The sequence below is a fragment of the Stenotrophomonas sp. 10L48 genome (assembly GCF_056395105.1).
In genome coordinates this window covers 1-25,484 of record NZ_JBFTIX010000014.1, presented here as the reverse complement: position 1 = coordinate 25,484, position 25,484 = coordinate 1, and the positions used below count along the sequence as shown (strand labels likewise).

The 25,484-nt window shown below is 67.1% G+C and carries 17 protein-coding genes; 10 read left to right on the top strand and 7 right to left on the bottom strand.

All coding sequences use genetic code 11. From position 1 onward, the window contains the following. Positions 1-32: 32 nt before the first annotated feature. Positions 33-1,202 (bottom strand): OprO/OprP family phosphate-selective porin, encoded by a 1,170-nt coding sequence (locus tag AC1DCU_RS18730; protein ID WP_059065060.1) that lies wholly within the window; start codon positions 1,200-1,202, stop codon positions 33-35. 331 nt (positions 1,203-1,533) lie between these two features. Between AC1DCU_RS18730 and AC1DCU_RS18725 the strand changes: the two genes are divergently transcribed. Next, a complete protein-coding gene (locus AC1DCU_RS18725) occupies positions 1,534-2,889 on the top strand; it encodes a dicarboxylate/amino acid:cation symporter (RefSeq protein ID WP_025874125.1) in 1,356 nt (451 codons plus the stop codon). 229 nt (positions 2,890-3,118) lie between these two features. Next, positions 3,119-5,410, top strand: coding sequence for an NADP-dependent malic enzyme (locus AC1DCU_RS18720; protein ID WP_025874126.1), 2,292 nt, complete (start codon positions 3,119-3,121; stop codon positions 5,408-5,410). A gap of 504 nt (positions 5,411-5,914) precedes the next feature. Here AC1DCU_RS18720 and AC1DCU_RS18715 read toward each other — a convergent pair. Continuing rightward, positions 5,915-6,670, bottom strand: a complete 756-nt coding sequence (locus AC1DCU_RS18715; RefSeq protein ID WP_478014248.1) for a basic secretory protein-like protein — start codon at positions 6,668-6,670, stop codon at positions 5,915-5,917. Continuing rightward, a complete protein-coding gene (locus tag AC1DCU_RS18710) occupies positions 6,667-10,011 on the bottom strand; it encodes a GH92 family glycosyl hydrolase (protein WP_442252230.1) in 3,345 nt (1,114 codons plus the stop codon). The genes AC1DCU_RS18715 and AC1DCU_RS18710 overlap by 4 nt, the downstream gene beginning before the upstream one ends. 436 nt (positions 10,012-10,447) lie before the next feature. Between AC1DCU_RS18710 and AC1DCU_RS18705 the strand changes: the two genes are divergently transcribed. From AC1DCU_RS18705 to AC1DCU_RS18690, 4 genes are all read left to right on the top strand, one after another. Further along, positions 10,448-10,645 carry a zinc-finger domain-containing protein gene (locus AC1DCU_RS18705; protein ID WP_025874129.1) on the top strand — a complete coding sequence of 66 codons (198 nt, stop codon included), beginning with the start codon at positions 10,448-10,450 and terminating at the stop codon, positions 10,643-10,645. A 15-nt stretch (positions 10,646-10,660) separates the two neighbouring features. Then, on the top strand, positions 10,661-11,776 hold the full coding sequence (locus tag AC1DCU_RS18700; RefSeq protein ID WP_025874130.1) for a glycosyltransferase: 1,116 nt from the start codon (positions 10,661-10,663) through the stop codon (positions 11,774-11,776). After that, positions 11,757-13,088 (top strand): O-antigen ligase family protein, encoded by a 1,332-nt coding sequence (locus tag AC1DCU_RS18695; RefSeq protein WP_032975439.1) that lies wholly within the window; start codon positions 11,757-11,759, stop codon positions 13,086-13,088. Before AC1DCU_RS18700 ends, AC1DCU_RS18695 begins: the two co-directional genes overlap by 20 nt. A gap of 415 nt (positions 13,089-13,503) precedes the next feature. Then, the gene (locus tag AC1DCU_RS18690) at positions 13,504-13,953 is read left to right on the top strand and encodes an REP-associated tyrosine transposase (RefSeq protein WP_025874132.1); all 450 of its coding nucleotides are present in this window, start codon (positions 13,504-13,506) and stop codon (positions 13,951-13,953) included. Positions 13,954-14,056: 103 nt separating this feature from the next. Here the strand turns inward: AC1DCU_RS18690 and AC1DCU_RS18685 are convergent, their stop codons facing one another. After that, positions 14,057-14,974, bottom strand: coding sequence for an LpxL/LpxP family Kdo(2)-lipid IV(A) lauroyl/palmitoleoyl acyltransferase (locus AC1DCU_RS18685; protein WP_025874133.1), 918 nt, complete (start codon positions 14,972-14,974; stop codon positions 14,057-14,059). 60 nt (positions 14,975-15,034) lie between these two features. Between AC1DCU_RS18685 and waaA the strand changes: the two genes are divergently transcribed. Further along, complete coding sequence (gene waaA, locus AC1DCU_RS18680; protein WP_025874134.1) at positions 15,035-16,333, top strand: lipid IV(A) 3-deoxy-D-manno-octulosonic acid transferase; 1,299 nt, start codon at positions 15,035-15,037, stop codon at positions 16,331-16,333. A gap of 235 nt (positions 16,334-16,568) precedes the next feature. Next, on the top strand, positions 16,569-17,891 hold the full coding sequence (locus AC1DCU_RS18675; RefSeq protein WP_442252231.1) for an amino acid transporter: 1,323 nt from the start codon (positions 16,569-16,571) through the stop codon (positions 17,889-17,891). 84 nt (positions 17,892-17,975) lie between these two features. Here AC1DCU_RS18675 and AC1DCU_RS18670 read toward each other — a convergent pair whose 3' ends face one another. The 3 genes from AC1DCU_RS18670 to AC1DCU_RS18660 all read right to left on the bottom strand — a co-directional run bounded on the left by AC1DCU_RS18670 (position 17,976) and on the right by AC1DCU_RS18660 (position 20,815). Further along, on the bottom strand, positions 17,976-19,334 hold the full coding sequence (locus AC1DCU_RS18670; RefSeq protein ID WP_025874136.1) for a TolC family outer membrane protein: 1,359 nt from the start codon (positions 19,332-19,334) through the stop codon (positions 17,976-17,978). Between the two features lie 16 nt (positions 19,335-19,350). Further along, entirely contained in the window at positions 19,351-19,998 is a 648-nt protein-coding gene (locus tag AC1DCU_RS18665) for a protein-L-isoaspartate O-methyltransferase family protein (protein WP_032975442.1), read from the bottom strand. 136 nt (positions 19,999-20,134) lie between these two features. Next, a complete protein-coding gene (locus tag AC1DCU_RS18660) occupies positions 20,135-20,815 on the bottom strand; it encodes a TetR/AcrR family transcriptional regulator (protein ID WP_032975445.1) in 681 nt (226 codons plus the stop codon). A 123-nt stretch (positions 20,816-20,938) separates the two neighbouring features. On the opposite strand from AC1DCU_RS18660, the gene AC1DCU_RS18655 reads away from it, so the two are divergent. Both AC1DCU_RS18655 and AC1DCU_RS18650 read left to right on the top strand, forming a co-directional pair. Further along, a complete protein-coding gene (locus tag AC1DCU_RS18655; RefSeq protein WP_442252232.1) occupies positions 20,939-22,075 on the top strand; it encodes an efflux RND transporter periplasmic adaptor subunit in 1,137 nt (378 codons plus the stop codon). Positions 22,076-22,078: 3 nt separating this feature from the next. After that, positions 22,079-25,240, top strand: coding sequence for an efflux RND transporter permease subunit (locus AC1DCU_RS18650; protein ID WP_154881033.1), 3,162 nt, complete (start codon positions 22,079-22,081; stop codon positions 25,238-25,240). Positions 25,241-25,484: the final 244 nt, after the last annotated feature.

Below are 25,484 nucleotides of genomic sequence, written 5' to 3'. Positions count from 1 at the left end.
CACGCCCGCCGGGATCTGACGCGTGGAAGGGATCAGAAGTGCATCTGCGCGCGAAGTTCGAAGATCTCCGGGGTGCTGCGCACACCGCGACGGCTGGCGTCGACCTTCACGTAGTTGGCCTGGAACTTGAAGTGGCTGGTCAGGTACCAGTTCGCGCCCAGGGTCAGGTCGTGCTGGCGGCCACCGAGGATGCTGCCGTCGTCCAGGTCCAGGCGGCTGTAGCGGGCCACCAGTTCCACCGCACCGTAGTCGTGCGCCGGCTTGATGTTGGCAACGGCGCCGGCGTTGTACGGGCGTGATTCGCCGGTCAGCACCCAGCTGGCCATCGCGTACTGACCGTGGCCGGTGTAGTCGGGCTTGCCATCATTGCGGGTGACGGTGGCCTGCAGCGCTTCGGCCTGCAGCGAGAACGGACCGCGGATCCAGATGCCTTCCAGGCCGGTGCGGCGGATCTGGTCGGCGGTGACCAGCGCCCCCGAATCGACCAGGCGGATGTCGGTCAGGCCGGCTTCCGGACGGGCCCGCAGGCGCGCGCTGGCTTCGTGGTGCACGTCGCGGCCATCGTGGTAACCGCGCGGATTTTCCTGCGAATAGGCCAGGCCGAGGTGGATCACATCGCCCGGTGCCTTCACCGGCGTCCACACCGCACGCACCGCCTGGGTGGTGCCGGGGTTGTCGCCCTGCAGGTCCTTGCCGCCATAGGCGCCGGCCTGCAGCAGGTACTGCGGACGCTCCAGCACCCATTCCACGCCGGTGCGGCGGCCTGCGTAGAACGCCTGCACGGGCAGCGCGGTTTCCAGGAAGCTGCCGGCGCGCGAGGAGGTGTTGGCATCCAGGCCGACCGGGGTCTTCATGTAGCCGAAGCGGAAGCGGCCGACATCGCGGCCGAAGAACGCCTTGCTCTCGAAGCGCACGAACACGTCCAGCCAGGTATCGGCCTGGAAGTCGTAGTAGACCATCGCGTCGTACACACCCTTCTTTTTCAGGGTCGCGCCGAACTCCTTGCGACGCACCGCATCGTCATCCTCGATGCCGCTGGCGGACGAGAAGTCGTTGTAGTCGTAGGCGATGTTGGCGGTAGCGGCCAGCTCGGTGCCGTCGCCGAAGGCGTACTTGGTCGGCCAGTTGTCGAAATCCGCAGCGGATGCGAAGGCGGGGAGGGCGGCCAGGGAAAGGGCCAGCAAGGTGGGAATCGGGCGCATGGGTGGTGCGGCTCTCTCGGATTGCGTGTGGACAGGACAACAACGGCCGCGATGGCCGGAACTTTCGCAATGACGCGCCCGGCCGTTCAGGTCGGGCCACCGGCGTCCCCGCGATCAGGGGTGCGGCGCCAGTGTAGGCAGCGCAGCCACCTGAACCGGGGGGCTAGTACCAATAGGTTATCTGCGCTGGCGTGCCCGGCGCGTACAAAGGCGTCCATTGGTCGCACCCCTGCGCCTGCAGTCACGGGGCGTGCGGTCAGTTTCCACGGTAACGGTTCCCGTGCATTTCCGGGGCCGTACGTGCCTGAAAACGCCCCTTCCGGAGTCCGCCATGCACATCCCGACCGCTGCGCCGGTGCCCAGCAAGCCGTTGCCGCTCTACCGCCAACTGTATTTCCAGGTGATCGTGGCGATCGTCCTGGGTGCTGTCCTCGGCCACTACGAGCCGCTGATCGGCGAGAAGATGAAGCCGCTCGGCGATGCCTTCATCAACCTGGTGAAGATGATCATCGCCCCGGTGATCTTCCTGACCATCGTCACCGGCATCGCCGGCATGACCCACCTGCGCACGGTGGGCCGGGTGTTCGCCAAGGCGATGGCGTATTTCCTGTTCTTCTCCACGCTGGCGCTGATCGTCGGCATGATCGTGGCGCACGTGGTGCAGCCCGGCGCCGGCATGAACATCAACCCGGCCGAGCTGGACCAGACCGCGGTGCACAGCTATGTCGAGAAGTCGCACGACCTGACCCTGGTCGGCTTCCTGATGGACATCATCCCGAAGACGCTGATCAGCGCCTTCGTTGACGGCAACATCCTGCAGGTGCTGTTCGTGGCGGTGCTGTTCGGCATCGCGCTGGCCTCGGTGGGCGAGAAGGGCAAGCCGATCCAGAACTTCCTGGAAGCGCTGGTCGCGCCGGTGTTCAAGCTGGTGCACATCCTGATGAAGGCCGCGCCGATCGGTGCCTTCGGTGCCATCGCCTTCACCATCGGCAAGTACGGCGTCGGCTCGCTGGTCAACCTGGCCTGGCTGGTCGGCTCGTTCTACCTCACCGCGTTCCTGTTCGTTGCCGTGATCCTGGGCGTGGTCTGCCGCCTGTGTGGCTTCTCGGTGTTCAAGCTGGCCCGTTACCTGAAGGCCGAGCTGCTGCTGGTGCTGGGCACCTCGTCGTCGGAGTCGGCGCTGCCGTCGCTGATGGAGAAGATGGAACGTGCCGGCTGCAGCAAGTCGGTGGTCGGCCTGGTGGTCCCCACCGGTTACTCGTTCAACCTGGACGGCACCAACATCTACATGACCCTGGCCGCGCTGTTCATCGCCCAGGCCACCAACACCGAGCTGACCCTGGGCCACCAGATCGCGCTGCTGCTGGTGGCGATGCTCAGCTCCAAGGGCGCTGCCGGCGTCACCGGTGCCGGCTTCATCACCCTGGCCGCCACCCTGGCGGTGGTGCCGGAAGTGCCGGTGGCCGGCATGGCGCTGATCCTGGGCGTGGACCGCTTCATGAGCGAGTGCCGCTCGCTGACCAACTTCATCGGCAACGCGGTGGCCACGGTGGTGGTCTCGCGCTGGGAAGGTGCGCTGGACCGCGACCGCCTGAAGCTGGCGCTGGATGGTCGCGAAAGCGAACTGCCGCCGCCGGTCGATGCCGTGCCGCTGGCGATGACCGAGGCGCTGCCCGCCAAGGGCTGATCCGGGTGTGTGGTACTGCGGGGCCGGTCACGACAGTGGCACGGCCCCGCAGCGTTTCAAGGCGTCCCACGGCTGTCATCGCCAGCGCCGAAGCTGTGCTCTGGTAACGTCGCATACGCCATGGAATTGTGCGGTCGCAGCATCACTGCGACAGCATAGCGACAGGTCCGACCGCTCCAACGGGGGTATGATCCCCTGTCCCTTCTGCCCATTCATGTAACCCACATCGATGTCCAACGAAGATTTCAAACAGGCCGCCCTCGATTACCACCGGATGTCTCCGCCCGGCAAGATCAAGGTTTCCGCTACCAAGCCCATGCTGACCCAGCGCGACCTGTCGCTGGCGTATTCGCCGGGCGTGGCGTACGCCTGTGAAGCGATCAAGGCCGATCCGCAGCAGGCCAGCGAGCTGACCGCCCGCGGCAACCTGGTGGCGGTGATCTCCAACGGCACCGCGGTGCTGGGCCTGGGCAACATCGGCGCGCTGGCCGGCAAGCCGGTGATGGAAGGCAAGGGCGTGCTGTTCCAGAAGTTCGCCGGCATCGATGTGTTCGACATCGAAGTGGACGAGAACGACCCGGACAAGCTGGTCGACATCATCGCCTCGCTGGAGCCGACCTTCGGCGGCATCAACCTGGAAGACATCAAGGCACCGGAGTGCTTCATCGTCGAGCGCAAGCTGCGCGAGCGCATGAAGATCCCGGTGTTCCATGACGACCAGCACGGCACGGCGATCATCGTCGGTGCTGCGGTGCTCAACGCCATGGCGATCACCGGCAAGAAGATCGAAGAAGTGAAGCTGGCGACCACGGGCATGGGCGCGGCCGGCATTTCCTGCGTGAACATGCTGGTGCAGCTGGGCCTGAAGCCGGAGAACATCCTGGCCTTCGACCGCGAAGGCGTGATCCACACCGGCCGTACCGACCTGGACCCGGAAAAGCTGCGCTATGCGCGCGACACCGACAAGCGCACGCTGGCCGAGATCGTCGATGGCGCGGACATCTTCCTGGGCCTGTCGGCGCCGGGCATCCTGACCGCCGAGATGGTCAAGACGATGGCGCCGGACCCGGTGATCTTCGCCCTGGCCAACCCGACCCCGGAAATCATGCCGGAACTGGTGCGCGCCGCGCGTCCGGACGCGATCATCGGTACCGGCCGTTCGGACTACCCGAACCAGGTCAACAACGTGCTGTGCTTCCCGTACCTGTTCCGCGGTGCGCTGGACGTCGGTGCGACCGCGATCAACGAGGAAATGAAGATCGCCTGCGTGCGCGCGATCGCCGCGCTGGCCCGCCGCGCCGCCACCGACATGGGCTCTGCCTATGGCGGTGAGACCCCCAGCTTCGGCCGCGAATACCTGATCCCGCGTCCGTTCGACCGTCGCCTGCTGGTGGAGCTGTCGGCCGCCGTGGCCCAGGCCGCGATGGATTCGGGCGTGGCCGCCCGTCCGATCGCCGACATGGAAGCCTACCGGCAGAAGCTGTCGCAGTTCGTCTACCGCACCAGCCTGATGATGAAGCCGGTCTACGACCGCGCGCGCAGCGACAAGCAGCGCGTGGTGTATGCCGAGGGCGAAGAAGAAGTGGTGCTGCAGGCGGTGCAGAACGTGGTCGACGATGGCCTGGCACATCCGATCCTGATCGGTCGCCCGGAAGTGATCGAATCGCGCATCGAACGCCTCGGCCTGCGCCTGAAGATCGGCGAGAACATTGAAGTCACCAACATCAATGACGACCCGCGCTTCAACGAATACTGGCAGTACTACCACGGCCTGACCGGCCGTCGTGGCGTCACCGTGGCCGCCGCCAAGAACCTGATGCGTTCGCGGCCGACCCTGATCGCTGCGGTGATGGTGGCCCGTGGCGAAGCCGATGCGATGCTGACCGGCATCGTCGGCCGCTTCCACAAGAAGCTGGGTTACGTGCGCAGCGTGCTGCCGCTGGAATCGAAGGTCACCTCGACCTCGGCGATGACCGGCGTGATCAACCAGCAGGGCGTGTTCTTCTTCGTCGATACGCACGTGCAGGAAGACCCGACCGCAGAGCAGCTGTGCGAAGCGACCCTGCAGGCCGCTTACCGCATGAAGTTGTTCGGCGTCGAACCGAAGGTGGCGCTGCTGTCGCACTCCAACTTCGGCAGCCACGATTCGAAGGATGCGCTGAAGATGCGCCAGGTGCGCGAGCTGCTGCTCAAGCGCAACCCGCGTCTGAACGTGGACGGCGAAATGCAGGGCGACACCGCATGGGATGAAGCCCTGCGCCAGAAGCTGCTGCCGGGCTCGACCCTGCAGGGCCGTGCCAACCTGTTCGTGCTGCCGAACCTGGAAGCGGCCAACATCGCCTACAACCTGGTGCGCGTGTTCACCGATGGCGTGGCGATCGGTCCGATCCTGATGGGCGTCAACAAGCCGGTGCACATCCTGACCACCAGCGCGACCTCGCGCCGGATCCTGAACATGACCGCGATCGCCGCGGTCGATGCGCAGATCCGCAAGCAGATCGAAGCGGAAAAGAAGGCATAAGCCTTCGTTCCGCTGCGATCTGCAGAAACGCGCCCCACGGGCGCGTTTCTGTTTCCGCCCAGCGGAAACCGGATCGGGTAGCGCCGGGCCATGCCCAGCGAGCGCGCAGCGCGGCGCTTCCCGTGTTCCGCCGGGCATGGCCCGGCGCTACCGGAGAAGCAACGCGGAAACGGTAGTGCCGGCCGCTGCCCGGCAACCGCGCAGCGCGGCGCTTCCCGTGTTCCGCCGGGCATGTTCCGCCGGGCATGGCCCGGCGCTACCGGAGAACTGCAGCCGCCCGGTAATCGCCCTGCAACCTTGCTGCGGCCCAATACGCCCACGCGGCCTGGCCGTGGGAAGGGACCGGACCGGCCTTCCCACCCTGGGCCCGACCAACTTTCCATGGGCGGAGCAATGTCATGCGCAGTCGAGTGAGCAAGCGGTATTTCCAGCAGCTGTTCGCGCTGTACGCCGGTTTCGTGCAGTCGCGTTGAAGGCCGGGGCATCGCCCCGGCAACATCGAACTTACCGCCGCTTCGCGCGTCGCGCGGGCGGCGGCGCAGGGGCCGGGGAGCGCGGCTTGGCATACTCCGCCCACAGCGCCGGCAGGGGCTTGCCGGTGTGCTTCTGCCACAGCGCCGGTGCATAGCGCCCGTCGCGCAGATCCTTGTCCAGTGCCAGCACCAGTCCCGGGTGCGCCGCTTCGGCCCACTTCAGGAAGGCACCGGTCACCCGGTAGCCGCTTTCCACCGTCTGGCCCTGGCTCAGCTTGTCCGGCAACGCCCAGCCGGCAGCGGCGTTGTTCATGCCGTAGCGATCGCGGGCGTAGTCGGCGATGCCCTCCACCAGCCAGCCCGGCACGCGCTTGTCGCCGTAGCTGGGGTAGCCCTGCACGATGTGCATCGCTTCGTGGGTGACCAGATCGATGTCATCCGGGTGCTGGACCAGCCAGCCCGGATTGATGGTGATGGTGCTGGCCTTGTCCTTGTCGYCGACGAAGGCGACGCCGTTGTACGCCGGATCGATCACGATGCGCACTTCGTTCGGCGCGGCCGGGCGGAAGTCCGCACGCTCGCGCAGGTAAGCAAAGTAGAACGTATCGATGATGCGCTTGCGCACCGGCGCGGCCAGCGCGCCGGTGGCATCCTGGTAGTACAGGGTCACCCCGTCACGGCTGACCTGGCCATCGAAGGCCTGGGTCTGCGGTTGTGCGTGGCTGAGGCTGGGAAATACAAGGGCGGCAAGAGCGAGGGGGAGCAAACGTAGGCGCATGGACGTCATTGTAGGGGGGAGGGCGCCAACAGTTCGATCTCGGCCAGCTGCAGGCGCCCCGGCGCAGCCAGGCGCAGACGGTACTCGGCGTAGCGTGAGGGCGAGGCGATACGGAACGGGCGGGTCTGCCGCGCCGAGGTGAAATCTTCGCCGCGTCGCTGGTCCAGCGTTACCCAGCGCCCGTTGCCGGCACGCGCTTCCAGCGTCCACTCACCGCCACGGATCGTGCCGTCACCGCTGGTCAGCGTGTACATCGTCGGTACGCCATCGCCCACGTGGCTCAGTGCGATGGTCACGCCGCCGCCCAGCGGCACGGCCGTGTTGGCATCGTCGTCGATCAGCGCGGGCAGGGCGCGGCCATCAGCCAGTGCCGCCTGCGCGCCGTTGCCGAGCAGATCGTGCAGCAACTGCGGGCGCTGGCCGCGGGCGGTCAGCGAGCGCGGTACATCATCCACGCCGCTGCCCCAGCGTGACGGCTGCGGGCCCATCACGAAGTCCAGGGTTGCACCCTTGGCGATCACTTCGTGCGGCACCCAGGTTTTGCTCCACGGCTTGCCGTTGATCTTCAGCGACTGCACGTACACGTTCTCCGGCGAATTCTGCGGTGCATTGACGGTCAACACCGCGCCGCCCTGCAGCTCGACGCGCGCATGCTGGAACGCCGGCGAACCAATCACGTACTCCGGCGCACCCATGCGCAGCGGATACAGGCCCAGCGAGGCCAGCACGTACCACGCCGAGGTCTCGCCGTTGTCCTCGTCGCCCGGATAGCCCTGGCCGATCTCGCTGCCGACATACAGCCGCGACAGGATCTCGCGCACATGCTGCTGGGTCTTCCACGGCTGCCCGGCATACAGGTACATCCACGGGATGTGGTGTGCCGGCTGGTTGCTGTGCGCGTACATGCCCATGCGCACGTCGCGCGCTTCGGTCATCTCATGGATGGTGCCGCCGTAGGAGCCGGCGAATGCGGCGTCGGCGGTTTCCGGGGTGGCGAAGAAGGTATCGAGCTTGGCGGCCAGCTTGTCGCGGCCACCGTACAGCGCGGCCAGGCCTTCGCCATCGTGCGCGGCGGTGAAGGCGAACGTCCAGCCATTGGACTCGGTGTAGTCGTGGCCCCACACGCGCGGGTCGTAGTCCTTGGCCTGCAGGCGCCAACTGCCATCGGGCCTGCGGCCCTGGAAGAAGCCGGCGGCCGGATCGAACAACGTCGCGTAGCTGCCGGCGCGGTGGCGGAAATAGTCGGCCTCGGTGGCGTAGCGTTCGCGTGCGGACGGTGTCGTCGCGCGCTTGGCCAGGGCATCGGCCATGTTGGCGATGCCGAAATCGTTGAGTGCACCTTCCATCGTCCACGACATGCCTTCATGCACGTCGGCGCTGGCATAGCCGCGGAACGTCGAACGATCCATGCCCTTGCGGCCGACGTGGCGGTCCGGTGGCACCACGGTGGCGTTCTTCAGCGCTGCGGCGTAGGCCTCTTCCGGATCGAAGCCACCGATGCCCTTCAGCCACGCATCGGCGAAGGCGACGTCCGAGCTGGTGCCGACCATCAGGTCCGCGTAGCCCGGCGAGGACCAGCGCGCGACCCAGCCACCGGCGCGGTACTGCTCGATGAAACCCTGTACCAGCTGCCCGGCATCATCCGGGGTGAACAGCGCATACGCCGGCCAGGTGGTGCGGAACGTGTCCCAGAAGCCGTTGTTGACGAAGACCTTGCCGTCGCGCACCGGTGCGAAGCTGCGCGTCGCGCTGCCGTCGGTGTTGTCATCGGCGGCGCTGGCCTGGCTGGCATAGCGCCACTCGGGCGCGGCGGCGGTGCCCACATTCTCGTGGCCGGAATTGGGGTACAGGTACAGCCGGTACAGGCTGGAGTACAGCGTGGTCTTCTGGTCGTCACTGGCATTGCCGATGTCGAAACGGGCCAGGCGCGCATCCCACGCATCCTGTGCGCGTCCGGCCACGCTTTCCAGCGTATCGGCGGCGGCGATTTCCAGTGCCAGGTTGTGCCGCGCCTGCTCGACGGAGATCAACGAGGTGGCGATGCGCATCGTCACCCGGCGCTCGCTGCCTGGGTCGAACTTGATGTAGCCGGTCGGGCGGCCGGTGCCGATCTGGCCGCTGCTGCGCCACGGCCTGTCGAAGCTGGCGACCACGTACATGCGGGTGGCGCCGTTGGACAGGCCGCTGCGGGTATCGGTGTAGCCGGTCAACGTCTGCGTGGCGGCATCGAGGGTGAGTCCGCCGCGGGCATCGACGTTGTCGAACAGCAGGTTGGCGTCGCCACCTTCGGGAAACTCGAAGCGGAACAACGCGGCATGGTCGGTGGGGGCGATGGACGCGGCGATGCCGTTGTCGAAGCGCACGTCGTAGCGGTACGGGCGCGCGTTTTCCTGCGTGCGGTCGAAGGACAACGCCCGCTTGCTGCGGTCCGCTTCGGGCACACCGCGCGTGGCGGAGGGCATCACCTGGAAGGTCTGGCGGTCGCCCATCCACGGGCTGGGCTGGTGGCTCAGCGCCAACGCCTGCAGCTGCGGCCGGTTCTTCGCATCGTTCTGCTCGTTCCAGCGGTACAGCCAGTTCAGTGCGCTGGCATCGGTCACCGGCGTCCAGAAGTTGAAGCCGTGCGGTACCGCAGTGGCCGGGAAGTTGTTGCCGCGCGAGAAGGTGCCGTTGGCCTGGGTTCCGCGCGTGGTCAGTACCCAGTCGGAGACGCGCTGCGGCGCCTGCCGTGGCTGCACGTCCAGGCGCACGTCGTCGATCCAGCCCGACACAGGCGCGCCATTGGCGCTGGCCACCTCGAGCTCGATGGCCAGCACGCGGCGGCCCTTCAGCGCCGGCATGTCGCCCAGCCTGACCGCCTTGCGCGCCCACTGCTGCGGGTACAACGTCTTCGAATCGCCCTGCGCCCGTGCGCCCAGCGCTACGCCGTGCTGGTCGCGCGCGCCGCTGGCGGAGACGCGGCTGCCATCGTCCAGCAGCAGGTCCAGCGAGACATAGGTGGAGGCCACGGTGTCCTTGCCGACGATCTCCGGCAGTACCAGCCAGGACAGCGTGGTGTCGGTGTCGATGGGCAGATCGGTCTTGAACAGTTCGCGGCGTGCCTGGCCGCCACTGGTGCTGTAGTGCAACGCATGCAGGCCGCTGTAGCCGACGTTGCGCTTGGCCGCGTACGGCGCGCCGGGGCCGCTGCCGACGTCGACGGACAAGGTGCCATCGGACCTGGCCGGTGCCGGTTCGCCCGGCTCGAAGGAGGTCTGCAGCCCTTGCGCCAGCACCGGCGTCGCAGTGGTCGCACAGGCCAGGGCCAGGGCGAGCGGAAGCAGGGCGCGGCGCGGATCGGACAGGGTCATGCAGGGTCTCCCGGTAGGGCAGGCGGCAGGCAGAACCCGCATCGGCGAACACCACGGACAGCATCGCCCCTTCCGCCGCAGGGCAGTCGGGAGGCGATGCAGGTCCGGTGGGGGACGGGCCATGCGATCGGGTCAGGAATGGATCGCTGCCGATGCTGCAACAGCCGGCAGCGCCCTGACAAGTGCCATTTAGTTCGATCCAAATGCGGGAAATTCGAACGACGGCCGATTCCGCGCGGAACTGACTGGCCTGCCTGGGATTTCCCGCCGATGGGGCAGGGCAACGGCAGCGCGGGAGGGGCAGGGCGGTCGCACGTGGCTGCACCGGCGAAGGCTGCAAGCGGGCCGCCGCGCGCAGCGGCCACGCCGCGCACGGTGTTTGCCGGGCCCAGATGCTAGAATCGCAGGCCTCGCAATCCGTTCATCGACATCCGCCATGAGCCATACCGCCACCGCGCCCGCCAACGCCGAAAAGCGCTACACCGTGCACCGCAGCGATCTGCCGCTGAGCTGCCCGACCCCGGAAATGGCGCTGTGGAACTCGCATCCGCGGGTGTACCTGCCGATCGAAGACGAACCCAACGGGCAAGCGCAGTGTGCTTACTGCGGCGCCGTGTTCGTGCTGGCCGACTAAACGGCTGCCCCCTCGATGCGCCGATTGACCGTGGTGCAGTTGCTGCCGGCGCTGCACTCCGGCGGTGTCGAGCGCTCGACCCTTGAAATCGCCGCGGCCCTGGTCGCTGCCGGCCATCGCGCGCTGGTGGTGTCCGCTGGTGGTCGCCTGGTGCAGCCGCTGCTCGACAGCGGTGCCGAGCACCTGACCCTGGATATCGGCCGCAAGTCGCTGCTGACGCTGCGCCATCTGCCTACCCTGCGTCGCCTGTTCACCGAAGTGGGCGCCGACATCGTCCACGCCCGTTCGCGCCTGCCGGCGTGGCTGGGGCTGTACGCGATCCGTGCGATGCAGCCGGCGCAACGCCCGCATTGGGTGACTACCGTGCATGGGCTGAATTCGCCCAGCCGCTACAGCGCGGTGATGACCAGCGGCGAACGCGTGATCTGTGTGTCCAACAGCGTGCGCGACTACGTACACACGCATTACCCGACGGTGCCGCACGACAGGCTGCAGGTGATCCCGCGCGGGGTGGATGTCAGCCAGTTCCCGCGCGTGGCACGCGCTGATCGGCGCCCCCGGCTGGCGCTGGCGGCCGACTACCCGTGGCTGGCCCAGGTCGACGGACCGCTGTTGCTGCTGCCCGGTCGCGGCACCCGCCTGAAAGGGCACGCCCACGCGTTGCAGCTGCTTGCCGATGTCCGTGCAGCAGGCGTGCCGGCACAGTTGTGGATGCTGGGCACCGACGAGCCTGGCCGGGAAGCCTATGTGGCAGAGCTGCGCAGGCAGGCGGCCGCACTGGGCGTGACCGGGGCGGTGCACATCAGCACGCCGACTGCGCGCATCGCCCAGGCGTACGCCGCCAGCGATCTGGTGCTGCAGCTGTCGGACAAACCGGAAGCCTTTGGTCGCACCGTGGTCGAAGCGTTGTCGGTCGGCCGCCCGGTGCTGGGTTGGAACCATGGTGGGGTCGGCGAACTGCTGCAGCAGCTGCAACCCAGTGGCGCCGTGCCGCTGGGCAATGCGCAGCTGCTGGGTGAACGTGCGCTGGCCCTGTTGGCACAGCCGCCGTCGCTGCCAGGCCGTATCCCGTTTACCCTGCAGGCCATGCAGCGCGATACCCTCCGTCTTTATGCCGACCTCGCTGGCTGACGCCACGCCGCCCCTGCGCGATGAGCGCGCCGGCCGCTGGGCACCCTGGTGGGTGCTGGCCTACGTCGCGTTGTGGCCGCTGCCGGGTATCGCCGAAACAGTGCTGGGCCTGGGGGCGTTGTACGCCGCCGCACGCATGGTCATCCGCCGGGTGCAGCATCGCCCTCATCTGCTGAGCCCGGCAGCGTGGGCACTGACATCGATTCTTTTCCTCGGCTACTGGTTGCCGCAGGCGTTCTCGGCCTTCGATGCCGTGGACCCTTCGGCGTCGTGGACCAAGGCTGCGGCCGGGCTGCGCTATCTGCCTTTCATGTGGCTGGTGGCGATCGCCGTGGCCACCCCGCAGCGGCGGCGCCTGACCCTGGGTGGGTTGGCGGTGATCACCGGCCTGTGGACGCTTGATGCGCTGGTGCAGGCACTGGCAGGCACCAGCCCCTGGTTCTGGTCGCTGCAGCAGATCAAGCTGGCCATCAGCGGCCACGCATTGTGCCCGGCTGAAGAAGCCGCGCTGGCCGACCGTCTCAGCGGCGCGCTTGGGCCGTGCAACCTGAAATTCGGCCAGGTGCTGGCCAGTCTTTCGCCGTTCCTGTTGTTGCCGGTGGCGCGCCGTTTCGGCAATGCGGGCTGGTTGCTGGCCGTCGCCGCGGTGGGCGTGGTGCTGCTGCTGGCCGGCTCGCGTGCCTCATGGATCACCTTCGGCCTGGTGGTCGCCTACAGCGGCGTGCGCCAGCTGGGATGGAAGCGGCTGGGCCTGCTCGCGCTGGTGGGTATTCTCTCGGCGAGCGTACTGGCCGCCAGCGTGCCGCAGCTGCGTGAGCGTGTGGCGCGCACGGCAATGGCCTGGGGCGGTGGCGAGGATGGGGTCGAGCAGGCACTGTCCGGTCGTACCCGCATCTGGAGTGCGGCGGCCTGCATGATCGAAGCACACCCGATCAATGGTGTCGGTGCACGCGGCTTCCGCGATGCCTATCCCCACTGCGTTGCGGATGAAGGACCGGCGGTGTGGGGCACCATGCCCGCGCTGCACGCCCATCAGATCGTGCTGGAGATCCTGGCTGAGACAGGTGTGCTGGGGCTGCTGCTGTGGCTGGCGGCGGTGGCACAGGCATGGCGGGCATGGCGTTTCGCCCCGGCCCCGGCGCGCGAACGTGCACGCCCGGCAATGCTGGCACTGGCGGTCACCGTGTTCCCGCTCAATACGCACCTGGCGTTCTATTCCGCGTTCTGGGGCGGCTTGACCGTCCTGCTCGCCGCGCTGTTCGTCGGCACGTTGCTGGCGCGCGAACCGGACGATCAGCCGGGCGCCGGGTAATCTCCGCATCCACGCAGGGCGTGGATCTACTGGATTGTGCGGGGTTGGGGAACGTCCTATCCACGCATGGCGTGGACCTACTGGATTGTGCGGGTTGGGGCCTATCCACGCATGGCGTGGATCTACTGGATTGTGCGGGGTGGCTGGTCGTATCCACGCATGGCGTGGATCTACTTGCGTGTGCGGGTTGGGGCCTATCCACGCATGGCTTGGATTTACTGGATTGTGCGGGGTGGCTGGTCGTATCCACGCATGGCGTGGATCTCCGGGGACGTGTCTGGCGGGGGAGCAGTAGATCCACGCCATGCGTGGATGGGCTTTCCCATGAACATTGGCCGGTGTCGCGGCTTTTCCCGACTGGCCGCAGGGTGGTCCGCCAATGCAAGGATGATCGGGCAAACCGCAGTCTGTCCCCATGGCAAGCCCCAGACTCCGCTACGGTCGCTACTCCCGCACGGGAAATGTCTATTCCCTGACCACAACAACGCGTGGCCGGGAGCCATTCTTCTCCGACGCAGGCAATGTCGCTGTGCTGGTGGACGCGCTGCGCTTCGTCGAACGCAGCGGCATCAGCCACAGCCTCGCCTGGGTGGTGATGCCCGACCACCTGCACTGGTTGATGGAGCTGCAGAAGGGAACGCTGGCCCAGTGCATGGCGTTGCTGAAATCACGCAGCAGCCGGCAGCTGAACCGGATATCGGGACGAAAAGGGCCGCTCTGGCAGCACGGCTATCACGACCATGCGGTGCGTACCGATGAATCCCTTCATGACAACGCGATGTACATCCTGGGCAATCCGGTGCGGGCCGGATTGGCTGGTGGGCTGGGGGACTACCCTCACGCCTGGTGTCGTTGGCCGTTGTAGATTCCGGCATCGGAAGAGAGAACATCCACGCATGGCGTGGATCTACTGATCGGCATTCCCAGTAGATCCACGCCATGCGTGGATGAGCCATCCAAATCTCACGTCACTTGTAGAAATCGCTGCGCCCGCCTGGCTGGCGCTTGAAGCGGCGATGGATCCACAGGTACTGGTCCGGTGCCTCGCGCACCATCTGCTCGATGGCCTGGTTGACCCGCGCGGTATCGGCTTCGACGTCCTCGCTGGGGAAATTCTCCAGCGGCGCGCCGATCTTCAGGAAGTACTTCCCGCCTTCGCGGCGATGGAAGTAGGGGATGACCGCACAACCGGTCATCCGCGCCAGCTGGTGGGTTGCGGTGATGGTGGAGGCGGTGTGGCCGAAGAACGGCACGAATACGGTGTCCTTGCCGCGCATGTCCTGGTCGGGTGCGTACCAGAGGAAGCCGCCCTTTTTCAGGTGGCGCACCGTCGCGCGGATGTCCTCGTTGGCGTACATCGCCTTGGCATAGCGCAGGCGGCCGAACTTCACCGCCCACTCGTACACCGGGTTCTTGTGCTTGCGGTACATGCCGGACAGGTCGACGTGGTCGCACAGCAGGCGGCCGCACATCTCCAGGGTCATGAAGTGGCCCGAGACCAGCAGCACGCCGCGGCCTTCGGCCTGCATCTGCTTGAGGTGTTCCAGCCCTTCGATGTGCACCTGCGGGCGGATGCTGTCGATGCTGCCCCACCAGGAACGCGCGCATTCGAAGATGCCCACACCCAAGGCGTCGAAGCTGTCGCGCACCAGGCGCTTGCGCCAGGCCTCGTCCTTCTCGGGAAAGCACAGCTTGAGGTTGACCTCGGCGGCATGGCGGCGGCTGCCGGCCAGGCGCCAGGCGATCGAGCCGACCCCGCGGCCCAGCACGCGCTGCAGCGTCCACGGCAGCCGGGCGATCCCGAAGGCAGTGAACATGACGGCAAACATCGGCCAGTTGCGTGGATCACGCAGCGACGGACGGACGGCGGTGGTGGCATCGGACATGCCGCCATTCTACCAATCCGGCCGCGTGTCTTTCCCGGGGGGCTCCCGTATCCTTGCCGCATGCGTAAAGACCCTGTCGAATGGATCCTGCGTGGCCTGTACTCGGCCGTGCTGTACCTCCTGCTGCCGATCACCGTGTACCACCTGGTCTGGCGCGGCTTCCGGGTCCGTGAATACTTCCGGCGCTGGGATGAACGCTATGCGTCCTATCCGCAGCCCAGCGGCCAGCCCCGGGTCTGGCTGCATGCGGTCTCGGTGGGCGAGGTCAACGCCGCTGCGCCGCTGGTCAATGCGCTGCGCGCGCAGCGGCCGGACATCCGCTGGGTCATCACCACCATCACCCCGACCGGCTCGGAACGGGTGCGCGCGCTGTGGGGCGATGCGCTGGACCATGTGTACCTGCCGTACGACGTGCCGGGCAGCGTCAACCGCTTCCTGGGGCACTTCCAGCCCAGCCTGGCGCTGATCCTGGAAACCGAGCTGTGGCCGAACATGCTGTTCGGCTGCCGCGACCGTCGCATTCCGGTGTACATCCTCAATGCGCGCCTGTCGGCCCGATCGCTGCGCGGCTACCGCGTGCTGGCGGCGTTGATCCGGCGTGCGCTGCGCACGGTCACCTGCGTGGCCGCACAGTCGCAGGATGACGCTGCGCGGTTCGTGCAGCTGGGCGCGGCGCCGGAACAGGTGCAGGCACTGGGCAACCTGAAGTTCGACATCGCCACGCCGGACGTGCAGCCCTTCATCGAACAGTTCCATGCCCATGTGCCGGCCACGCGCCCGGTGTGGATCGCGGCCAGCACGCATGATGGTGAAGAGCAGGCAGTGATCGACCTGCACCGCCGCCTGCGCCAGCAGCATCCGGACCTGCTGCTGCTGTGGGCGCCGCGGCATCCGGAGCGCTTCCCCAAGGTGGAGGCGCTGGCCCGCGAGCAGGGCTGGAACGTGTCGACGCGGCGCGCACAGCAGTGGCCGGACGCGCGTAGCGATGTCTTCGTCATCGACACGCTGGGCGAACTGATGCCGTTCTACGGCTGTGCCCAGGTCGCCTTCGTCGGTGGCAGCCTGCAGGCCATCGGCGGCCACAACCTGCTGGAACCGGCAGCGATGGGCACCGCAGCGGTGACCGGCCCGCATCTGCACAACTTCGCCGAGATCTCGCGGCGCATGCGCGAGGCCGGTGCACTGCTGATCGGCGAGGACGTGCAGGCGGTGGGTGATCTGCTGCTGCACCTGCTCGACGACGTGCAGGCGCGCGAAGACATGGCCCGCGCCGGTTGCACGCTGGTCAGCAATGGCCGCGGCGCGCTGCAGCGGACCCTGCAGCTGGTGGCTCCACACCTGCCGCCGCCGCTGGCCTGAGACCCCGCCTGTCGCCCTCAGGTGTTTCAAGGGCGCCCTGCCTTTGCGCTGTCGTGAACGCCTGCATCAAGCCTGCTTGATGGTGGTGAATCTGTCGTAGCTGGACCGCTCGCGCCGACCACGGCGTGCAAGCTGTCACATCATCGTTCGTATGGCGCAGATTCCGATTCCGCTTACCGCGTCAGGCTGCCAGCCTGTTGTCGACCACGCTTGGGCGACATCAAGGGAGCTTTGAATGATCGGCGACAACGGAGGCGCGCTGCACGCCAGCGCGAAGCCCGGGAGGCTGGGCACCGACCATCTGCTGGTGGTGGCGCTGACCCTGCTGTTGGGCGGCAGCGTTGTCGCCCTGGTCGGGCAGCACACGGCGGCACAGGCGGGGCCCGCCATTGTCCTCAGCCTGTTGCTGGCGGCGTTGGGCGCAGTGCCGATGCTGTATTGCCTGCGCATGGCGATGCGGCGCCTGCCGGATGCTTCGGGTCTGCATGGTCTGCTGCGTGCCGCCTGGGGCAGGCTGCCTGCCGATGTACTGGTGATTACCCTGCTGCTGGAACTGGCGGCGACCATCGCAGGGCTGGCGCAATCGATGGCGCGTCATCTGTACGCAGCCGCCGAGGTCATCGACGCTGCACCCGGGCAGTGGCTGCCCTTGCCGCTGGCGGCTGCGATTCTGGTGCTGCTGCTGGGGGCTGCCGCTGCAGTGCTGCGGACGCCGCGCGCGCTGTTGTTGGCCAGTGCACTGTTGACGGTGAAGCTGGGCGTGGGCCTGCTGCTGTTGTTGCTGGCAGCACGCCATGTGCACTACGCGCATTGGATTCCGTGGCTGCCATCGGCTACCGCGCCCTATCGCTTCGGGTTGGGTGGCGTGCTGGCAGCGGGCGTGGCATTGCTCGGCGTCCTGCTGGGTGCGGGCCTGCTGGCAGGGTTTTCCGGGCGGGTGCCGCGCCCTCGTTCGCAGGTTTCCAGAGCCGCTGGCGCAGCGGTGCTGATGGCGATGTTGTGGCTGATGGTACTGGCTGCGCTGCAGTCGGGCCTTGTCGAGTTTGCTGCGTTGGCCAGCACGCGGCCGCTGTCGGTGGCGTTGCAGGGGATCCCGCAGCTGCAGTGGTTGCTGCCACTGTTGCCGTTGGCGGGCGGCGCGGGGCTGGCGGCCCTGCAGTTGGTGCTGCTGCTGTTGGCAGCGCGGCTGGGGAGGGAAGTCTGGCCGCCGAAGTCCGGCGCAGTGGGTACCGGTGCGCGTTTGCTGCTGACGCTGGCGCTGACCGTGCTGTCGGCGGCGTTGGCGCTGTCGCTGCCGGAGGAGTGGCTTCCACAGTTGCCGGGGCCCGCAGGCCTGCTGGTCCTGGCCGCCGTGTGCCTCGGCGTTGCCCGCAGCCAGTGGCAGGTGCGGGCCGCGGCCGGCGAACGACGGCTGATCCCGATGGTGCTCTCCCCAGTGGCAACCGCACTGTGCCTGTTGCCGGCAGCCACGTCGCGGCTGTTTCTACCGGTGCTGGTGGTGCTGGCGGTCGTGTTGGCAGGCGTCCTGTTGCGTCGGCGCGCCGGGCGTTCGCGCTAGCGCCCCCACACACCGCAGGCCACCTGCAATCAATAAAAAAGCCACCCTCGCGGGTGGCTTTGTGACCAGGCCGGTCGCGCCGACTCAGTTCGTGGTCGTCGACGGGTTGCCCGCGTCCTGGGTCAGCAGGCGGTTGATGTCCTGCAGTTCGGCGACATCCAGGCCACCCACGGCCTGGCTCAGCAGCAGGCGGTTCTGCAGGAAGTTGTAGCGGGCCTGCGCGTAATCCAGCTGTGCGGAGAACAGGATGCGCTGGTTCTGGATCACGTCCAGCACGGTGCGGGTACCCACTTCCAGGCCGACCTGCGAGGCATCGTAGGCGCTCTGCGCGGAAACCACGGCCAAACGGCGCGCTTCCACTTCGCTGATGCCCTGCACCAGGGTCTGGTAGGCATTGCGGGTGTTGCGGTCCAGCGCGCGCTTCTGCTGCTCGAAACCATCCTGGGCGATGTCACGCTGGGCCAGCGCCTGGCGCACGCCGGACTGGGTGGCGCCGCCGGAGAAGATCGGCACGCTCAGGGTCAGGCCGATGCTGTTGGTGCGTGCATCGGGGGAGAGCGAACCGGCGCCGACGCTGTCGCCCCAGGTCGCGCTCTTGCCCCAGCTGCCGCCCAGCGACAGGGTCGGGTAGTGACCGCCACGGGCGGCCTGCACGCCGGCTTCGGCGGCACCGACCTTCAGCTCCTGCGCCTTCAGCGCCGGATTCTGCGTGGTCGCCTGCTGCACCAGCTGGTCCAGGTTGCCGCGGTTGGCCGGCACTTCCGGCCGGAAATCGGCCGGCAGGCCCTTCAGGTTGACCACGGGCTGGCCGGTCAGTTCGGTCAGGGCCTGGTAGTTATCGGCCAGGGTGTTCTGCGCAACGATGGTGTTGGCGCGCGCCTGGTCGTACTGGGCGCGGGCCTCGTGCACGTCGGTGATCGGCGCCAGGCCCACTTCCAGGCGCTTGTCGGCGAAGTCGAACTGCTTCTTCGCGGCCGCTTCATTGGTCTGTGCGGCGTTCAGCGATTCGATCGCCACCAGCACGTTGAAGTAGGCCGCCGAGGTGCGCACGATCAGGTTGTCGTTGGCCGAGTCGAGGGTGAAATCAGCCGCCTTGCTCAGCTCGCGCTGCGAGCGCAGGTTGTTGATCTGCGTCCAGTTGAACAGCGTCTGCGAACCGTCGATCGTGTAGTTGCGGCGCTTGCTGGTGACCGTGCCGGAGTTGGCGTCATGGTCGGCTTCGGTGCGGGTGCGGCTCAACTGGGCCTGGCCATTGATCTGCGGCAGCAGGGCAGCACGCGCCTGCACGGCGCCTTCCTTGTCGTACAGCCGGGTGGATTCGGCGGCGGACAGCTGCGGGTCACCATTGCGCGCCATTTCATAGACCTGCAGCAGGTCGGCGGCATGGGCGGACAACGGCAGCAGGGCAGTGGCCAGCGCAACAGCGAGGGATCGGCGGATCATTGCGGCTTCCTTGGACTCAGAGGTGGAACTGGGGGGCCGGGGCGGCACCACGCAGGTAATCGATATCGGTCTCGAACAGCGACTCGGTGCTGCCATCGGCCTTCACCAGCAGTGCTTCCATCGCCGGCGAACGGCCCTGGATGACATACAGGCGACCACCCGGACGCAACCACGAAGCAAACTGTGACGGCACCACGTCGACGGCGCCAGTGACACAGATCACGTCGAAGCGGCGTTCGGTCTGCCAGGCCAGGCCATCGGCCACTTCCACGCGCACGTTGGTGCCGAGGCCGGTGGCATCCAGGCGGGCGCGCGCAGCGGCGGCCAGTTCCGGGTCGATTTCCAGGCTCAGCACGTCGCGCGCCAGCGCGCCGATGCAGGCCGACAGGAAGCCGCTGCCGGTGCCGATTTCCAGCACTTCGTCACCCGGCTGCAGATCCAGTGCCTGCAGGGTACGGCCCTCGATGACCGGCTTCATCATCTTCTGGCCGTTGCCGATCGGCAGTTCGACATCGGCATAGGCCAGCGCCCGGTGCGCGTCGGCGACGAAGGCCTCGCGCGGCAGGCGGGCCAGGACGTCGAGCACCTTGATGTCCAGCACGTCCCAGGGACGGATCTGCTGTTCCACCATCAGTTCGCGGGCGTGGGCGTAATCAATCGTCATGAGGTTCAAATCCAGCGCAGTGGGCCGGCCATTTTACCGGTGCCGGAGGCCGGCGGCGCGCCCAGAGCATCAGCTGCGGGGTGGCCGGGGTCGCAGTGCCGGAAGTCATCGCGACCTCCGGTTCGTTCAGTTTTGGTTATCCAGCATTCCCAGCCCCCCGCGGCGCGTAGGCGCGCAGGAAGAAATCCACACTGGCGGCCACATGGATCGCAGCATCGGTCTCGACGGGGGACAGTGGCATGCCGCACATCATATGCATGTGCACTTCGCCCTTCACCAGGGTCAGGAACTGCTGGCCGGCGATGTAGCAGTCCGGGATATCCAGTTCGCCGCGCTCGGCACGCGAACGCATGAAGTCGGCCAGTGCCTCGCAGGTGCGTTGCGGGCCCGCCTGCCAGAACAGTTCGCGCAGGCGCTCGTCGGTCTCCGGCGCCATCATCATCCGCTGGATCGACAGGGCCGCGTCGGAGGTGATCATCTCGAAGAACGCCATGCCGATGCCCAGCAACTGGTCACGCAGGGGGCCTTCGACGTCGGCCACGAACAGCGCGTCGGGCAGCATCTCGATGCACTTGGACTGCACAGCTTCGGAGAACAGGGTCTCTTTGTCGCCGAAATGGCTGTAAACGGTCAGCTTCGAGACGCCGGCCTGGGCAGCAATGCTGTCCATGCTCACGCCGCTGTAGCCCTGTTCGATGAACAGTGTCTTGGCTGCCTCGAGTATTGCCGCGCGCTTGCCCAGATCCTTGGGGCGCCCGGGACCGGCAGCCTTGGCAGCGGGCTTGGCCGTCGGCTTTCGGGAAGTGGGAGAACTCATTCCGCTAATACTAGACCAAGCGGTTCGATATTTATACTATACCGACTGGTTCACTAATGTCCGCGTTGCAACAGTATGTTGCCGGCGCGTTCCCCCCGGATTTCTTTTCAGGTCCTGTACCTCATGAAAAACATGCGTTGGTTGGGCGTAGGCGTACTGGTCGTGGTGTTGGCAGCGTGCGGCAAGCAGGCCGCCGAGCCGGCGGCGGCCATCCCGGTGCTGGTGGTGCATCCCACCACGCAGGATGGACAGGCCGCGGCCGCCTACCCCGGCGAGGTGCGTGCCCGCCAGGAAAGCCCACTGTCGTTCCGGGTTGGCGGCAACCTGGTCAGGCGCTTCGTCGACGCAGGCGAGCGGGTGAAGAAGGGCCAGCTGCTGGCCGAGCTGGATGCGGCCGACTACGCCTCGCAGGCGGCGGCGTCGCAGGCGCAGCTGGCGGCGGCGGAAGCAGACCTGGTGCGCGCGCGCGATGACCAGAAGCGCTATGCCAAGCTGGCGGAAGACCAGCTGGTGAGCCGCTCGGCACTGGACCAGCAGACGGCGGCATTCAAGGCTGCACAGGGCCAGGCCAACGCCGCCCGGGCCAACCTCGCCGTGGCCCGCAACCAGGCCGAGTACGCGCAGCTGCGCGCGCCCGCCGATGGCGTGATCGCCAGCCGCCAGGCCGAAGCCGGCCAGGTCGTGAGCGCGGGGCAGACGGTGTTCACCCTGGCCGCCGATGGTGGCCGTGAGGTGCTGATCGCGCTGCCGGAAAGCAGCATCCGCGACTACAAGGTTGGCCAGTCGGTGCAGGTGGAACTGTGGAACCGTCCGGGCCAGCTGCTGCCGGGCACCCTGCGCGAGATCGCCCCGGCCGCCGATGCACAGGCGCGCACCTATGCCACGCGCGTGAGCCTGGCGCCGGAAGCACTGAGCGAAGTGGAACTGGGCCAGAGTGCGCGGGTGTTTGCCACCGCCGGGCGCAGTGGTGCGTTGCAGCTGCCGCTGGCGGCTGTGCTGCGCGGCAGTGATGGCAAGGCCAGCGTGTGGGTGGTCAATCCGTCCAACGGTGCATTGAAGGCAACGCCGGTGCAGGTGGGTGCCTACGGCGCGCAGGCCGTGCCGGTCGTGTCCGGCGTGGGCGCGACGGACTGGGTGGTCGCTGCCGGCGGCCATCTGCTGCGCGAAGGCCAGGTGGTGACGCCGGTCGACCGCCAGAACCGCCCGGTGCTGGCACCGTCGGCCGCCAAGCCGGCGCCGGCCGCAGGCAAGGGGCACTGACCCGTGCGCCGCTTCAATCTCTCCGAATGGGCGCTGGGCAACCGTGCGCTGGTGTTGTTCGCGATGCTGGCGTTCGCCGTCATCGGTGCCTGGTCCTACAAGCACCTGGGCCAGTCCGAAGATCCGCCCTTCACCTTCAAGGCCATGGTGGTACGCACGATGTGGCCGGGCGCCACCGCCGAGCAGGTCTCGCGGCAGGTGACCGAGCCGATCGAAAAAGCGCTGATGAACACCGGCGAGTACGAATTCATCCGTTCGTACTCGCGGCCGGGCGAATCGCAGGTGATCTTCATGGCGCGCGACAGCCTGCGCTCCAAGCAGATTCCGGACCTGTGGTACCAGGTGCGCAAGCGCGTGGGCGATATCCGCGCGACGCTGCCGAGGGAGATCGTCGGGCCCTTCTACAACGATGAGTTCGGCGACACCTTCGGCAACATCTACGCGTTGACCGGCGAAGGCTTCGACTACGCGGTGATGCGCGACTATGCCGACCGCATCCAGCTGGAGCTGCAGCGCGTGCCCGACGTCGGCAAGATCGACCTGGTCGGCCTGCAGGACGAGAAGGTGTGGATCGAGCTGTCCAACACCAAGCTGGCCACGCTGGGCGTATCGCTGCAGCAGGTGCAGCAGGCGCTGGCCGACCAGAACGCGGTCAGCGCCACCAGCTTCTTCGAAACCCCGACCGACCGCGTGCAGCTGCGCGTGACCGGTCAGTTCGATTCGATCGAGGACATCCGCAAATTCCCGATCCAGGCCGGCGAACGCACGTTGCATCTGGGCGACATCGCCGAGGTCAAGCGTGGCTTTGCCGATCCGGCCTCGCCGAAGATGCGCTTCATGGGCCAGGATGCGATCGGCCTGGCGGTGGCGATGAAGGACGGCGGAGACATCCTCAAGCTCGGTGCCACCCTGGATGCCGAGTTCGAACGCCTGCAGAAGACCCTGCCGGCCGGCATGCAGCTGCGCAAGGTGTCCGACCAGCCGCATGCGGTGGAAGAGTCGGTGGGCGAGTTCGTGCAGGTGCTCACCGAAGCGGTGGTGATCGTGCTGCTGGTCAGCTTCTTCTCGCTGGGCCTGCGTACCGGCCTGGTGGTGGGCGTGACCATCCCGTTGGTGCTGGCGATGACCTTCTTCGTCATGCACTACTTCGATATCGGCCTGCACAAGATTTCACTGGGTGCACTGGTGCTGGCACTGGGCCTGCTGGTGGACGATGCGATCATCGCGGTGGAGATGATGGCCACCAAGATGGAGCAGGGCTACGACCGCCTGCGCGCGGCCAGTTTCGCCTGGGAATCCACCGCCTTCCCGATGCTGACCGGTACCCTGATCACTGCCGCTGGCTTCCTGCCCATCGCCACGGCGGCATCCAGCACGGGTGAGTACACCCGTTCGCTGTTCCAGGTGGTGACCATCGCGCTGGTGGTGTCGTGGATCGCGGCAGTGCTGTTCATCCCGTACCTGGGTGACAAGATGCTGCCGGACCTGTTCAACCCGCAGCTGCCGAAGCCGGACAGCCTGGCCGGCCGCTGGCGCGCCAAGCGCCTGCAGTGGGCCGACCGGCATCCTTCACTCGCGCGCTGGATCGCACCGAAGGAGCATGCGCACGATCATGATCCGTACCAGCGGCCGTTCTACACGCGCTTCCGGGCGTTCCTGGATACCTGCCTGCGCCATCGCTGGTGGGTGATCGCTGCGACCATCGCCCTGTTCATCGGTTCGTTGATGTTGTTCCGCTTCGTGCCACAGCAGTTCTTCCCCGACTCGACCCGCCCGGAACTGATGGTGGACATCGAGCTGGCCGAAGGTGCGTCGCTGGCCGCGACCCAGGCACAGGCCGACAAGCTGGAGAAGCTGCTGAAGGGGCGCGAAGGCATCAGCAACTACGTGGCCTACGTCGGCACCGGTTCGCCGCGCTTCTACCTGCCGCTGGACCAGCAGCTGCCGGCCACCAACTTCGCCCAGTTCGTGGTGCTCACCGAAGACGCCAAGGCCCGCGAATCGACCCGCGATTGGATGCTGAAGGACGTGATCAATCAGTTCCCGGATGTGCAGATGCGGGTGACGCGCCTGGAGAACGGGCCGCCGGTCGGTTATCCGGTGCAGATGCGCGTGTCCGGCGAGCACATCGCGCAGGTGCAGGCGATCGCGCGCCAGGTCGAGGCCAAGGTGCGCGAGAACCCGCACGTGATGAACGTGAACCTGGACTGGAGCGAGCCGAGCAAGGTGGTGCGGCTGGTGATCGACCAGGACCGCGCCCGCGCGCTGGGCGTCAGCAGTGCGCAGGTCAGCCAGTTCCTCAGCAGTTCGTTGTCGGGCATGAGCGTGAGCACCTATCGCGAAGGCAACCGCCAGATCGAGATGCTGCTGCGTGGCCCGGACAACGAGCGAGCGCAGCTGGACCTGCTCGGCAGTCTGGCGATTCCGACCAGCAGTGGTACCGCGGTGACACTGTCGCAGGTCGCGCGGCTGGAATACGCCTTCGAGGACGGCATCATCTGGCACCGCAACCGTTTGCCGACGGTGACCGTGCGTGCCGACATCAGTGATGGCATGCAGCCGCTGGACGTGGTGCAGCAGATCGTGCCGACCCTGGATGGCATCCGTGCCGACCTGCCCAGCGGCTACCTGCTGGAGACCGGCGGCTCGGTGGAGGATTCGGCTCGCGGGCAGAACTCGATCAAGGCCGGCATGCCGCTGTTCCTGATCGTGGTGGCCACGTTGCTGATGCTGCAGCTGCGCAGCTTCTCGCGTGCGGCGATGGTGCTGGTGACCGCTCCGCTGGGCATCATCGGCGCGACGCTGTTCCTGTTGCTGTTCCGCGCGCCGTTCGGCTTCGTGGCGCTGCTGGGCACCATCGCGCTGGCGGGCATGATCATGCGCAACTCGGTGATCCTGATCGACCAGATCCAGCAGGACATCGATGCCGGGCATGACCGCTGGCATTCGATCATCGATGCGACGGTGCGGCGTTTCCGCCCGATCGTGCTGACTGCGCTGGCGGCGGTGCTGGCGATGATCCCGCTGTCGCGCAGCGCTTTCTATGGCTCGATGGCGATTTCGATCATGGGTGGATTGATTGTCGGCACGGTGCTGACGCTGGTGTTCCTGCCGGCGCTGTATGCGGCATGGTTCCGGGTCAAGCCGGACGAATCCGGGGCGTGATGCCCCGGGTTTCCCGGCCACCGGGCTGAGCCCCCTCTGCGGTGGTGGGCAGAAGCGGGATCGCTGGTCTGGGCCGGGTGGGTGGGCTGTTCGGCGGACGCCGCAAGTACGTCCTTGTAGCAACTGTGTTGCTGGAGGAGCGCCAGCCCTTCCGGTAAACGGGCACGGTAGTGCCGGCCGCTGGCCGGCAGCCTCAGGAGCAACGCCCTCTGGTGCGCTCAGGCGGGGATCGATCCGCCTTGAG